Here is a 13,452-nt window from a genome sequence, read left to right as displayed (position 1 = left end):
TATAAGCGTGAAGACCGTCGCGCAGGGAATGCCGGAGTGTTCGGCTTTGCCTGTGGTACCTGCCGCCTGCATTTTTTCGCAGGCGGGCCATGGGTGAGGCCTTCACCCGGCATTCCCTGCGCCCTCTGCATTGTTTGCGAGGGACGAACTGATCGCAGACCTCGGGCATCACGTGTCGCGAGACGACGTTGACACGCCCCTGCCCGATCCTTCAGCTGTTTGAGCCGTGAATCCGCCTCCCCTCCGCTGTCGTCCCGGACAAGCCACGACGCGCGACAGCGCGTCGCGGCGCCGATCCGGGATCCATACGCCGCGGCGGGAGTGATGTACCGAGATGCCAACGACGCGCCTGCCCAAAATTGCGCCCTGTGGTTATGGGTCCCTGCGTTCGCAGGGACGACAGCGGTGTTTGTCGAGGCAGTGCCATACGACCAGCAAGGAGGTTCGGCAGTTGCGCTGCGCAATACAGCGCCCTCTCTCCTTGTGGGAGAGGGCATGTCAAGCCCATCCACATACGCGCTTGGGTGAGGGGTATCTCTCGACGAGCGACACGTGCCGAGAGATACCCCTCACCCGACCGGGACTGCCGCACTTTTCTACATGCCCTCTCCCACAAGGGGAGAGGGCGCATTCACGCGCACCGCACTTCGTCTTATTCAAGAGCCGCGATGGCTGTAATAGCTTTGGATACCACGAGCTCACGGCACGCCTTGCACGAACAGCGCGAACGGCTCCTCGACGGTCTTGAGCAGATGCTCGCGATAAAACTGATAGTTCGGATCATCAGTCCCGAGCCGTCCGAAGCTCGGCTCCGCGACGCTCCGCAGCGGCAGCAGCGCGATCGGTGCGGCGATCGGGGTCAGCAGCGAGCCGCGGCCGGCGAGAAGCGTCGTGATGATGCCATACATCTCGCCGGTGATGGTCGGGCGCGACACCGTGATCAGGCGATGCTGGCCGTGGCGGTTGGTGACGAGGTAGACGAAGCCGGACTGGTTGGGCACCGCGACCTCGCCGAACTGCGTGAACGCGGCATCGAGCCGCGCGCCTTCGCGAAACACCAGCGACGACACGGCATCGTCCCACACGATGTCGGTGCGGTAGGCGTAGATGGCGTCCTTGTCGCCGAACGACGGCCGCAATGTGACATACGTGCCCTCGATCCAGTCCACCGCGCGCCGCGAATAGGAGCCGAGGCTGTCCGGCGCGATGCCACCGCTCGGAGTTGGGGCAACTGCCGGCGGACTCGGCGCCTTGCGCAGGGACATGCCGAGCGCCTGCTCCAGGCGGACGATGGTGGCGAGCGTGAACGGGCGGCGGCCGCCGAGCGCCTTCTCCAGGGTCGACAGGCTCAGCTTGGCCTGCTCCGCCAGCGCCTGCCGCGACATCCGGCGGCGCGCGATCTCCTCGCGGACGGCGTCGGCCACCTGCCGGCTCTGCTCGTCGGATAGTTCGCTGTTGTCCGTGTTCGACATCCCGTCCCCTGCCACGTGGCGCAGGCCTCTCTTCTAGCAGACGGACAAAACAGCACAAACCCGGACAGATCAGCCGCCTCCTCGCGCACCACCGGACCGAGCCGGGCGGGCGGCGGCCGAACAAGACCGACCATTCCGCTCGCGGCGACGGCGGCGCCCGCTCAATCTCGGCCTGCCCCATTCTGTTCGTTGCGGAGCCTCTGATGAGCGAAATGATCGACACCGACATCCGCAGCAGCCGCCATCCGATCCGGTCCTGGATCGTGACGATGCTGCTGTTCCTGCTGCTGCAAGCCGCCGCCGTAGCGCTGGTCGGCTTCACCGCGCTGTTTCTCAGCATCACCCCGGGCTGGTCGGCCGAGGGCCCGCTGGCGCCGCTGACCAGGCCGGGAGATGCACGCTCCGGCGCGCTGCTGTTCAAGAGTGATGCCGGCTACACGGAGGCGCCGAGGCTCGGCATCGATGTCGACGTGGTCGTGTCGGGCCCGACGGCGCGGGCGCGCGTGACGCAGCTGTTCAAGAACACCAGCTCGCAATGGCTGGAAGCCGTCTACGTCTATCCGCTGCCGCCGGACAGCGCCGTCGATACGCTGAAGATGATCGTCGGCGACCGAATCGTCGTCGGCGACATCAAGCCGCGCCAACAGGCCAAGGTGATCTACGAGCAGGCCAAGCGCGACGGCAAGACCGCGGCGCTGACCGAGCAGGAGCGGCCGAACATCTTCACCAACTCGCTCGCCAATATCGGTCCCGGCGAGACCGTGCTGGTGCAGATCGAGTATCAACAGCCGGTCTCGCAGGAGACCGGTGCATTCTCGCTGCGGGTGCCGCTGGTGGTGGCGCCGCGCTACAATCCCAAGCCGATCGTTCAGAGCGTTGACCTTCGCCCGGACAGCAATGGCTGGGGCGTAGCGAGCAATGATCCGGTGCCGGACCGTGACCGCATTACCTCCGAGGTGCTCGATCCGGCGAAGAATGATCCGGTGCACCCGACGAAGATCACGGTGCGGCTGCAAGCCGGCTTCAACATCGGCGAGGTCAAGAGCCACCATCATCAGGTGACGATCGACAGCCCCGATGCCAAGACGCGCATCGTCACCCTGGCCGAGGGCATGGTGCCCGCCGATCGCGATTTCGAGCTGACCTGGAAGCCGGCCTCGGAAAAGTTGCCGTCGGTCGGGCTGTTCCACGAGCAGGTCGGCGATGCCGACTACCTGCTCGCCTTCGTCACCCCGCCCGCCGTGGCAGCGACCACGCAGCGCCCGCAGCCGCGCGACGTCATCTTCGTGATCGACAATTCCGGCTCGATGGGCGGCACCTCGATCCGCCAGGCCAAGGCCAGCCTGCTCTATGCGCTGGGACGGCTGCAGCCCAATGACCGCTTCAACGTGATCCGCTTCGACGACACGATGACGGTGCTGTTTCCGTCCTCGGTGCCGGCCGATGCCGAGCATGTCGGCAACGCCACCAGCTTCGTCAGCGCGCTGGAGGCGCGTGGCGGCACCGAGATGGTGCCGGCGATGCGCGCGGCGCTCACCGACGACGGCAGCGACAGCGACCGCGTGCGCCAGGTGGTGTTCCTGACCGACGGCGCCATCGGCAACGAGCAGCAGCTGTTCGAGACCATCACCGCGATGCGCGGCCGCTCGCGCATCTTCATGGTCGGCATCGGCTCGGCGCCAAACACCTATCTGATGAGCCGCGCCGCCGAGCTCGGCCGCGGCGCCTTCACCCATATCGGCTCGGTCGAGCAGGTCGAGGAGCGCATGCGCGATCTCTTCGCCAAGCTGGAGAATCCGGTCGTGACCGGGCTGAGCGCCACGTTCTCGGAAGCCTCGGCCGACCTCACGCCGGCCGTGCTGCCCGACGTCTATCGCAACGAGCCGCTGGTGCTTGCCGCCAGGATCGACCGCCTCGCCGGCTCGCTGCAGCTCAAGGGCCGCATCGGCGACCAGCCCTGGACGATCACGCTGCCGCTGGCGGGCGCGGCCGAAGGCAAGGGCCTGTCGAAATTGTGGGCGCGGCGCAAGATCGGCGATGCCGAGGTGGCCAGGACGATGCGGCAGATGACGCCGGAGGAGTCAGACGGCGCCATTCTCAAGCTGGCGATGGAGCATCAGCTCGTAACCCGCCTGACCAGCCTCGTCGCCGTCGACAAGACCCCGCGCCGCCCGGACGGCGAACCGCTCAGGCTGGCCGAGCTGCCGATCAACCTGCCGGCCGGCTGGGACTTCGAGAAGGTGTTCGGCGAGCGCGGCCGCCTGCCCGCAATGCAGAAGGACCGCCGCGCGGAGGCCGAGGGAGACGTCCAACTCGCCGCGCTGAAGCGATCCGTGGTGCCGGCGGCCCCGGCGACGCTCACCTTGCCGAAGACGGCGACCGATGCAGAGCTGAGCATGCTGCTCGGACTTGGGATCCTGTTGCTCGAACTGATCTGGCTCGCCGCCATCCGGCGGCGAGCTGCCAACTAAGGAGCACGTCATTGCGCGCAGCCGAAGTCGACGACGCGTTGTCTGCCACGCCCTGCGACCTTGCGGGGTGCTTACCTCGCCCCGCTTGCGGGGAGAGGTCGGATTGCATCGAAGATGCAATCCGGGTGAGGGGGGCTCTCCGCACGGTCGGAATATGCGGCTGCCCCTCACCCCAACCCTCTCCCCGTAAAGAACGGGGAGAGGGAGCGCACCGTCGTCTCGACGAGTGCTTCGTCGCTTCGCTCCTCGCAATGACGAAAGGAGAGAGAATGCCCCGCTTCGTCATCCCGCTCGCAGTCGCGCTGGTTGGCCTCGCCCTGTTCGGCCACGGCGCCCTCATCCATGCCAAGGCGGTCGTCGCGCAAGTGCTGCTCGACCGCGCTTTCACCCAGACCATCGCCACCAGCCATCCGGTCAAGCCATGGTCCTGGGCCGACACTGTCCCGGTCGCGCGTATCGAAGTGAAGCGCCTCGGCATCTCCACCATCGCGCTGGCCGGCTCCAGCGGCCAGGCGCTCGCCTTCGGCGCGGGCCATGTCGAGGGGACGGCCGAGCCCGGCGAGCCCGGCATCGCCGTCTACTCGGCGCATCGCGACACGCATTTCCGCTTCCTGCGCGACGTCAGGATCGGCGACGAAATCGACGTCGTCAGGCGCGACGGCCAGACCTTCCGCTACAGCGCCGACGCGGCACGCGTCGTCCGCTTCGATGCCTCCGGCATCGATCCGGTGACGGACCGCCCGGAGCTGGTGCTGTCGACCTGCTGGCCGTTCGACGCGCTGACCGAGGGACCGGAGCGCTACGTGCTGCATGCCACGCCGATCGCGGCCGGTGAATGATGGAGGGTCTTGGGAACCAGGGGATGAATGCCCATTTGTCAGCGTGTCGCCCGCATGGGATGCTCCGGCGACGACGAGACAGGCCCCTTTTCAAGCGCTTCCGACATGCATTCCCAGGTTCATTATCTGCCGATCACGCCGGCCTTCTTCGCCCTGCTGGTGCTGGCGTTCGGCGTCCTGATCGTCCTCATTCAGCTCGGCATTCTCCGCTACGCCTACATGAAGCTCGGCGTCGGCTCGGGCACGGCGATGCTGTTGCTGTTCGGTTCGCTGATCGGCAGCTATTTCAACATTCCCGTCACCGTGCTGCCGGGCCAGGTCGCGCGCTCCGGCGAGATCATCGACTTCTTCGGCATGCAATATGTCGTGCCGCTGGTGCATCAATGGCCGGGCACCGTGCTGGCGGTGAATGTCGGCGGTGCCGTGATCCCGACCGTGATGTCGAGCTATCTCGTGCTGCGCTACCAATTGTGGCTGCGCGCCACGATCGCCGTGCTGGTCATTGCCGTGATCATTCATGCGATGGCGACGCCGGTGCGCGGTGTCGGCATTGCCGTGCCGGTGCTGGCGCCGATCGTCGTGACCGCGATCCTCGCCTTCCTGCTGTCGCGCGAATATGCCGCGCCGCTGGCCTATATCGGCGGCTCGATGGGCACACTGGTGGGCGCCGACCTGATGAACCTGGACAAGATCGGCAGCCTCGGCGCCCCCGTGGCCTCGATCGGCGGCGCCGGGACCTTCGACGGCATTTTTCTCACCGGCATCCTGGCGGTCCTACTGGCCGGCCTTGCCGCACCGTCCCGGCCGGGACTGGCGCGCTGAGCTTTCAACCGGAGGACTTAAAGGCTAAAAGCGAGCGGAGGCAGCGGCGGATACGGAATGCGCGCGATCAATCTCATCGTGGGAACCCTGACGATCGCGGCCGTTGCGGCCGGGATCAGCGGCGTCCTGATCAAGCAGAAGAGCCGCATCGCGCAGCAACGCAGCGTCATGCGCGTCGTGTTCGACGGCGGCTCGGCGGCGGGCCTGCGCAAGGGCGGTCCGGTCAATTTCGACGGCGTGCAGGCCGGGCAGATCCTCTCGATCAACCTGGAGAGTCCGCGCAAGATCGTCGCCATGATCACGCTCGACAATTCCGCGCCGATCCGCAAGGACACCACGGCCGGCATCGAGTTCCAGGGCCTGACCGGTATCGCCGCGATCTCGCTGGTCGGCGGCGCACCGACGGCGCCGCCAGTGCCGCTGGATCGCGACGGCGTTCCGATGCTCGCAGCGGACCTGAAGGATCAGGAGACGATGGTCGAGACGATCCACAACATCGACAAATACGTCGTCAGCAACGCACCGGCCATCAAGGACGCGCTGCAGAGCTTCGAAACCGAGACCGCCTCGCTGAACGACAAGACCGCGGCGATCGATGCCGCGATCGAGAAGGCCGAGGACATCTTCAAGGGCTTCGACACGCTCGTGACCAAGATCGACGGCGCGATCCCCGGCTTCGCGCAGGGCAATCCCGGCCAGCTGTTCGACCAGATCAAGTCGATGCGCGAGCTCGTCGACGGCTTCAAGCGCAAGTCCGCCAAGGTGATCGACGAGGGCCGCAAGACGCTGCTCGATATCAGCGAGGGCGCCAATGCGATGACCGTCAAGTTCGGCGGCCAGCCGGCGGGACCGGGCCCGCGCCGTGTGCCGGCGTCACGCTGAGGGACGGCGGCGCCGCCCCTCGCGTCCGTTCAGTGGCTGATCATCCAGGGCCGCGCCGTCGGAAAGCCCTTGGCGCCGCTCCTGGTCTTCGTCATCAGCCGCGGCGATTTCTTCGGCGAGCAGCAGCCGCAGCCCGGCCCGTGCTTTGCCTTGTATTCGGCCACCGTCTGCGGCGCGTGTCGGCTGCGCTCGTTGGTCGCATGCGCCGTGCGCCGCTCGGCCGGCATGCAGGCAAAGGCGGGCGCGGTCAGAATCACGCGCGGCGCCATGTCCTGGCATTGCGGGCAGACCTGCGGCTCATCACATTCCGCCATCGGGCGCATGTCGGTGAACGGGCCGCATGCATCACAAAGATATTCATAGACCGGCATCGTTTCGTCTCCTGCGCAACATTCGTCTCCAGTCCGCGGCGCGGCGGGTGCGGGGCGGCCGATACGCTGCCGTCCCGCACCCATCGCGCAGGGAGACCGTTATTTGTCAGGCGAGATCGGCATCTGGATGTCGCCCTTGATGTGCTTGATCGGACCCGCCGACGACGGCATCACGTCGAAGTCGAAGATCTCGGTCGGCAGCCACAAGGTGGCGCAGGCATTGGGCACGTCGACCACGCCGGAGATGTGGCCCTGCACCGGCGCGGTGCCGAGGATCGAATAGGCCTGGGCGCCGGAGTAGCCGAACTTCTTAAGATACTCGATGGCGTTGAGGCAGGCCTGGCGATAGGCGATGTGGACGTCGAGATAATGCTGCTTGCCGGCCTCGTCGACCGAGATGCCCTCGAAGATCAAATAGTCCTTGTAGTTCGGCGTGATCGGCGACGGCTTGAAGATCGGGTTCTTGATGCCGTATTTCGCGACGCCGTCCTTGATGACGTCGACCTTGATGTGCAGCCAGCCCGCCATCTCGATGGCGCCGCAGAAGGTGATCTCACCGTCGCCCTGGCTGAAGTGCAAATCGCCCATCGAGAGGCCGCCGCCGGGCACGTAGACCGGGAAGTAGATCTTCGAACCGCGCGACAGATCCTTGATGTCGCAATTGCCGCCATGCTCTCGCGGCGGCACGGTGCGGGCGCCCTCGGCGCCGATCTTGGCCTTGACGTCACCCTTGGCCTGGCCGGCATGCGCGGTCGGCGCGAACGGCGGGTTGGCCAGCCCCGGCACACGCGTCGGGTTGGTCGCGATCAGCGCGGTCTCGCGCTCGTTCCAGGTCGACAGCAGCTTCGGATCGGGCAGACAGCCGATCAGGCCGGGATGGATCAGGCCGGCGAAGTTCACGCCGGGCACGTGGCGCGACGAGGTGTAGAGACCCTTGATGTCCCAGATCGACTTCTGCGCCAGCGGGAAGTGGTCGGTCAGGAAGCCGCCGCCATTCTGCTTGGAGAAGAAGCCGTTGAAGCCCCACAGGCTCTCCTTCAGCGGACCGACGTCGAGCAGGTCGACGACCAGCAGGTCGCCGGGCTCGGCGCCCCTGACGCCGATCGGGCCGGACAGGAAGTGCACGATCGACAGGTCGATGTCGCGCACGTCATCGGCGGAATCGTTGTTCTTGATGAAGCCGCCGGTCCAATCATAGGTCTCGATGATGAAGTCGTCACCGGGATTGACCCACTCCACCATCGGAATGTCGGGGTGCCAGCGATTGTGCACCTTGTCGTTCTCGTAGGCCGATTTGGTCAGATCGACCTTGATCAGTGTGTCAGGCATCAAGAGCTCCCCTTGTTACTTGCTTGGACGGAGTGGTTAGACGGACAGGTATTTCGAGACCTGTGCGGCATCGACGGAGTCGCGCGGATCGTCGCGGACGATCTCGCCGTTCTCGATCACCAGCACGCGGTCGGCGATATCGAGCGCGAAGCTCAGCACCTGCTCGGAAACGACGATCGACAGCCCCTTCTCGTCGCGGATCCGCTTCAGGGTGCGCGCCATCTCCTTGATGATCGACGGCTGGATGCCTTCGGTCGGCTCGTCGAGCAGCAGCACCTTGGGCTTGGTCGCGAGCGCACGCGCGATCGCGAGCTGCTGCTGCTGGCCGCCGGAGAGGTTGCCGCCGCGGCGTCCCTTCATCTCGAGCAGCACCGGGAACAGCTCGTAGATGTCGCCGGGCACCTCGGACTCGCCGGAGACGACAAGGCCGGTCTCGATGTTCTCCTTCACCGTCATGGTCGAGAAGACCATGCGGCCCTGCGGCACATAGGCGAGGCCCTTGGCGACGCGCTCATAACTTTTCAGGCCCGACAGCTCGGTGCCGTTCATGTCGATGGAGCCGCTCTTGGCGGGCAGGATGCCCATCAGCGATTTCATCAGCGTGGTCTTGCCCATGCCGTTGCGGCCCATGATCGCAACGATCTCGTTGGGCGCGACCTTGACGTTCAGGCCATGCAGCACCTCGCTCTGGCCATAGGCGACATGGAGATCGGAGATTGCCAACATCGATTCTGCTCCTGCTCAATGCCCGAGATAGACTTCGACGACCTTGGGATCGTTCTTGACCCGCTCCATCGTGCCCTCGGACAGGATCTGCCCCTGGTGCAGCACGGTGACCTTGTGGGCGATGTCCTCGACGAACTTCATGTCGTGCTCGATGACCAGCACCGAACGGTCCTTGATGATGCGGTTGAGCAGCTCGGCGGTCTTGGCGCGCTCGCTGACGCTCATTCCGGCGACGGGCTCGTCGAGCATCAGAAGGTCGGGATTCTGGATCAGCAGCATGCCGATCTCAAGCCACTGCTTCTGGCCGTGGCTGAGTTCGTCGGCATAGGTGGTGAGCCGGTCCTTGAGAAAGATCATCTCCGCGACCTCCTCGACCCGGTCCTTGACGGCGGCGTCGCGCCGGAAGGTCAGCGAGCCGAACACGCTGCGGCCGCGCGGATACGAGATCTCGAGATTCTCGAACACGGTGAGATCCTCGAACACCGACGGCGTCTGGAATTTGCGGCCGACACCGGCCTGCACGATCTCGTTCTCGCGCAGCCTGGTCAGCTCCTTGCCGCGAAACTGGATCGAGCCGGAGGTCGCTTTGGTCTTGCCGCAGATCAGGTCGAGCACCGTGGTCTTGCCGGCGCCGTTCGGGCCGATGATGACGCGGATCTCGTTCTCCTCGACATAGAAGGAGAGATCGTTGACCGCCTTGAAGCCGTCGAACGAGACCGTGAGCGCTTCGACCGCGAGCAGGAATTCCTTGGGCTGATGACCGATGAGCATTGCTGTCTCCTCACTCTGCGGGGGCGCCGTTGGCGACCAGGCCGCCATTGCTCGGTTTCTTGGTGCGGGACGACAGCAGGCGGTCGATGCGCGGCTGCACGTGGTCGGCCCAGATGCCCGACAGTCCGTTCGGGAAGGCGAGAACCACCGCGATGAACAGCGCGCCGAGACCGAACAGCCAGAGCTGCGGGAAGGTTTCCGACAGGCTCGTCTTGGCGAAGTTGACGAGGAGGGAGCCATAGACCGCGCCGAAGATCGACATGCGTCCGCCGACGGCCGTGTAGATCACCATCTCGATCGACGGCACGATGCCGACGAAGGACGGCGACATGAAGCCGACTTCCAGCGTGAACAGCGCGCCGCCGACCGCGGCAAAGATCGCCGCCGCGCAGAAGGCAAAGATCTTGAAGTTGGCGACGCTGTAGCCGGAGAAGCGGACGCGGTCCTCCTGCTCACGCATCGCCACCAGGATGCGGCCGAGCTTGGTCAGGCGGATGAACTGCGCGACCAGGATGGCGGCGAACAGGAAGAACACTTCGACGAAGTAGAGGATGTATTTGGCATGGTCGGTCCGGATGTCCCAGCCGTGCAGGGTACGCAGGTCGGTGATGCCGTTGATGCCGCCGGTGTAGCCCTGTTGTCCGACGATCAGGATGGTCATGATCGCCGCGATCGCCTGGGTGATGATCGCGAAATAGACGCCGCCGACCCGGCGCTTGAACATGGCGGCGCCGATGATGAAGGCGAAGATCGCCGGCACCAGGATGATCGCGGCGAGCGCAAACGGAAAGCTCTGGAACGGCTTCCAGAAGAACGGCAACGCAGTCAGCTGATTCCAGTCCATGAAGTCCGGAATGCCCGGCGTCGACTGGATCTTGGTGTTGGCGACGCTGGACGCCTCCAGCTTCAGGAACATCGCCATGCAGTAGCCGCCGAGGCCGAAGAACACGCCCTGCCCGAGGCTGAGAATGCCGCCATAGCCCCAGCACAGCACCAGGCCGATCGCGACGAAGGCGTAGGTCAGATATTTCGCAACCAGATTGAGGCGGAACACATCCAGTGCCAGCGGCAGGATGACGACCAGCAGCAGCAGCAGCGAGACGAAGCCGATGAGTTCCGAGCGGTTGAAAAAGCGCGAGTTGATGATCATGGCCATGCTTTCTTGTTGGACTGCCGGAGCTGGCTCACTTGCGGACCTTGAGGGCGAACAGGCCCTGCGGGCGCAGCATCAGGATGGCGACGATGGCAAGCAGCGTGAGCACCTTGGCCATCGAGCCGGACAGGAAGAACTCCATGGTCGACTGCGCCTGGGAGATCGTGAACGCCGAGGCGATGGTGCCGAGCAGGCTGGCGGCGCCGCCGAACACGACGACCAAGAAGGTGTCGACGATGTAGAGCTGGCCCGCGGTCGGACCGGTCGAACCGATCATCGTGAAGGCCGAGCCGGCGACGCCGGCGATGCCGCAGCCGAGAGCGAAGGTGTAGCGGTCGACCTTCTCGGTGTTGATGCCGACGGCGCCGGCCATCACGCGGTTCTGCACCACGGCGCGGACCTGCCTGCCCCAGCGCGACAGGAACAGCACGTAGGCGACCACGATCGTGATCAGGATGGTCAGGCACATCACGAACATGCCGTTGATCGGAATCTGGATGGCATCGGTCGCCTGCCACGACCCCATCATCCACTCGGGCAGCTCGACACCGACCTCGCGCGCACCGAACACCGAACGATAGGCCTGCTGCAGGATCAGGCTGAGGCCCCAGGTGGCGAGCAGCGTGTCGAGCGGCCGCTTGTAGAGGCGCTTGATCATCGCCCATTCGACCAGCATGCCGAGCGAGCCGGACGCGATGAACGCGAATACCATCGCGACGAAGAAGTAGCCGGGAAACAAGGACGGCAGGAACGTCTGGAAGGCGTTCGACGTCATCCAGGTGACGTAGGCGCCCAGGATCATGAACTCGCCATGCGCCATGTTGATGACGCCCATCTGGCCGAAGATGATGGCAAGCCCCAGCGCCATCAGCACGTAGACCGAAAACAGGATGAGGCCCGCGAAGCCCTGCATCGCGAAGATGGCCCCGAGGTCGCCGATGGAATAGTCACCGAACATGATCCGTCCTCTGGGCAAAGTGCCCGCTGTTGGAAATTGATCTCTCCGAGGATTGGCTCGTCTCTCCTCCCCTTGCGCGGAGGGGTGGGGGTGGGGGTCCACAACGGCAGTCTTTGCTGGGTACCCCCCTCCCCGACCCTCCCCCGCAAGGGGGGAGGGAGCGCATCGCCGCTGGCGCTACGGCCTCACTATCATCACCGAAGTGATGATCGACACGCCGCCTCAACCGCGCTTACTGGTAGCCCTTCGGGAACGGATCGGGCTCGACCAGGTCGGCGGTCTCGTAGATCAGCTCGTACTGACCATCCGCCTTGGCGCGGCCGACGCGGGTCTTGGACCAGAGATGGTGGTTCTCGTGGATCCGGACATAGCCTTCCGGCGCGCCCTTGAACTCGATGCCGGGCGAGGCAGCCGCGACCTTGTCGACGTCGAAGGAGCCCGCCTTCTCGACCGTCAACTTCCACAGCCACGGGCCGAGATAGGCAGCCTGCGTGACGTCTCCGATCACGGTCTTCTCGCCCCACATCTTCTTGAAGTCGGCGACGAAGGCCTTGTTGTTGGCGTTGTCGAGCGACTGGAAGTATTTCATGCAGGCATAGGCGCCCGCGATGTTCTCACCACCGATGCCGTCGATCTCGTCCTCGGTCACGGAGATTGTGAGCAAGGTCTGCTTCGACATGTCGATGCCGGCGGCCTTGAGCTGCTTGTAGAAGGCGACGTTCGAGCCGCCGACGATGATCGCGTAGATCACGTCCGGCTTGGTCAGCTTGATCTTGTTGATCACCGAGTTGAACTGGGTGTGGCCGAGCGGGAAGTATTCCTCGCCGACGACCTTGGCACCCTGCAGATGGCCCTCGATGTGCTTGCGGGCGATCTTGTTGGAGGTGCGCGGCCAGATGTAGTCGGAGCCGAGCAGATAGAAGGTCTTGGCGCCCTTGGTCTTGTTGACCCAGTCGAGGCCGGCAATGATCTGCTGGGTGGCTTCCTGACCGGTATAGATGACGTTCTTCGACTGCTCGAGGCCTTCGTAGAAGGTGGGATAGTACAACATGCCGTTGTACTGCTCGAACACCGGCAGCACCGCCTTGCGCGAGGCCGAAGTCCAGCAGCCCATCACGGCGGCGCACTTGTCGTTGACCAGCAGCTTCTTGGCCTTCTCGGCGAAAGTCGGCCAGTCGGAGGCGCCGTCCTCCTGGATGAACTTGATCTTGCGGCCGAGCACGCCGCCCGAGGCATTGATCTGCTCGATTGCGAGCTTCTCGGCCTGCACCGAGCCGGTCTCCGAGATCGCCATCGTGCCGGTGACCGAATGCAGTATGCCGACGGTCACTTCGCTATCGGTGACTGCAAGTCCGGTGGTATTGACAGCAGAAGTTGCGGGACCGGCGCCGAAGGACGGCCGCGGCATCATGGCGAGTGCCGGGATTGCGGCCATTCCCATCAGCAATTGGCGCCGAAGTGGCGACTTCAGGCCTTTTTTGGTTTCGTCTGACATGAGCACCCCATTCGTTGGTTCGAGGACACGCGTTAGGTCAGACCGAGGATGGCGCGCTTTGTGCACTGCACGGATACGCAAGATTGCGTATACTGCACCGCAAAAGCGCGACGTAGGCTCTACGCAAGGTCTAACAGGGGCAGGAGCGAGCGAGCGGGAGCTC

12 protein-coding genes are annotated in these 13,452 nt (G+C 64.9%); 4 read left to right on the top strand and 8 right to left on the bottom strand.

The genetic code is table 11. The features are described from left to right. Positions 1-698: 698 nt before the first annotated feature. Positions 699-1,472, bottom strand: a complete 774-nt coding sequence (locus ACQR1B_RS31785) for a helix-turn-helix domain-containing protein (protein ID WP_434836748.1) — start codon at positions 1,470-1,472, stop codon at positions 699-701. 203 nt (positions 1,473-1,675) lie between these two features. Between ACQR1B_RS31785 and ACQR1B_RS31780 the strand changes: the two genes are divergently transcribed. From ACQR1B_RS31780 to ACQR1B_RS31765, 4 genes are all read left to right on the top strand, one after another. Beyond that, positions 1,676-3,943: a marine proteobacterial sortase target protein gene (locus tag ACQR1B_RS31780; RefSeq protein ID WP_434836749.1), complete on the top strand. Its 2,268-nt coding sequence runs from the start codon at positions 1,676-1,678 to the stop codon at positions 3,941-3,943. Positions 3,944-4,212: 269 nt separating this feature from the next. Then, entirely contained in the window at positions 4,213-4,782 is a 570-nt protein-coding gene (locus tag ACQR1B_RS31775) for a class GN sortase (protein WP_434836750.1), read from the top strand. Between the two features lie 105 nt (positions 4,783-4,887). Then, complete coding sequence (locus tag ACQR1B_RS31770) at positions 4,888-5,604, top strand: DUF1614 domain-containing protein (protein WP_434836751.1); 717 nt, start codon at positions 4,888-4,890, stop codon at positions 5,602-5,604. 57 nt (positions 5,605-5,661) lie between these two features. Continuing rightward, complete coding sequence (locus tag ACQR1B_RS31765) at positions 5,662-6,486, top strand: MlaD family protein (RefSeq protein ID WP_434836752.1); 825 nt, start codon at positions 5,662-5,664, stop codon at positions 6,484-6,486. A gap of 29 nt (positions 6,487-6,515) precedes the next feature. Here the strand turns inward: ACQR1B_RS31765 and ACQR1B_RS31760 are convergent, their stop codons facing one another. The 7 genes from ACQR1B_RS31760 to urtA form a co-directional block, all read right to left on the bottom strand. Further along, positions 6,516-6,857, bottom strand: a complete 342-nt coding sequence (locus ACQR1B_RS31760; protein ID WP_315781380.1) for an FmdB family zinc ribbon protein — start codon at positions 6,855-6,857, stop codon at positions 6,516-6,518. Between the two features lie 99 nt (positions 6,858-6,956). Further along, positions 6,957-8,186, bottom strand: a complete 1,230-nt coding sequence (fmdA, locus tag ACQR1B_RS31755) for a formamidase (protein ID WP_434836753.1) — start codon at positions 8,184-8,186, stop codon at positions 6,957-6,959. Between the two features lie 36 nt (positions 8,187-8,222). Then, on the bottom strand, positions 8,223-8,912 hold the full coding sequence (gene urtE, locus ACQR1B_RS31750) for an urea ABC transporter ATP-binding subunit UrtE (protein ID WP_434836754.1): 690 nt from the start codon (positions 8,910-8,912) through the stop codon (positions 8,223-8,225). A gap of 15 nt (positions 8,913-8,927) precedes the next feature. Then, positions 8,928-9,683, bottom strand: coding sequence for an urea ABC transporter ATP-binding protein UrtD (urtD, locus tag ACQR1B_RS31745; RefSeq protein ID WP_434836755.1), 756 nt, complete (start codon positions 9,681-9,683; stop codon positions 8,928-8,930). Positions 9,684-9,693: 10 nt separating this feature from the next. After that, positions 9,694-10,833, bottom strand: coding sequence for an urea ABC transporter permease subunit UrtC (urtC, locus tag ACQR1B_RS31740; protein WP_434836813.1), 1,140 nt, complete (start codon positions 10,831-10,833; stop codon positions 9,694-9,696). A gap of 34 nt (positions 10,834-10,867) precedes the next feature. Continuing rightward, positions 10,868-11,794, bottom strand: a complete 927-nt coding sequence (gene urtB / locus ACQR1B_RS31735) for an urea ABC transporter permease subunit UrtB (RefSeq protein ID WP_434836756.1) — start codon at positions 11,792-11,794, stop codon at positions 10,868-10,870. A gap of 232 nt (positions 11,795-12,026) precedes the next feature. Further along, positions 12,027-13,289 (bottom strand): urea ABC transporter substrate-binding protein, encoded by a 1,263-nt coding sequence (gene urtA / locus ACQR1B_RS31730; protein WP_434836757.1) that lies wholly within the window; start codon positions 13,287-13,289, stop codon positions 12,027-12,029. Between the last annotated feature and the right edge of the window lie 163 nt (positions 13,290-13,452).

Origin of the sequence: Bradyrhizobium oligotrophicum (genome assembly GCF_051168495.1) — a bacterium.
In the GTDB taxonomy this organism is placed as follows: domain Bacteria; phylum Pseudomonadota; class Alphaproteobacteria; order Rhizobiales; family Xanthobacteraceae; genus Bradyrhizobium; species Bradyrhizobium oligotrophicum_A.
This window is presented reverse-complemented; position numbering and strand designations above follow the sequence as displayed.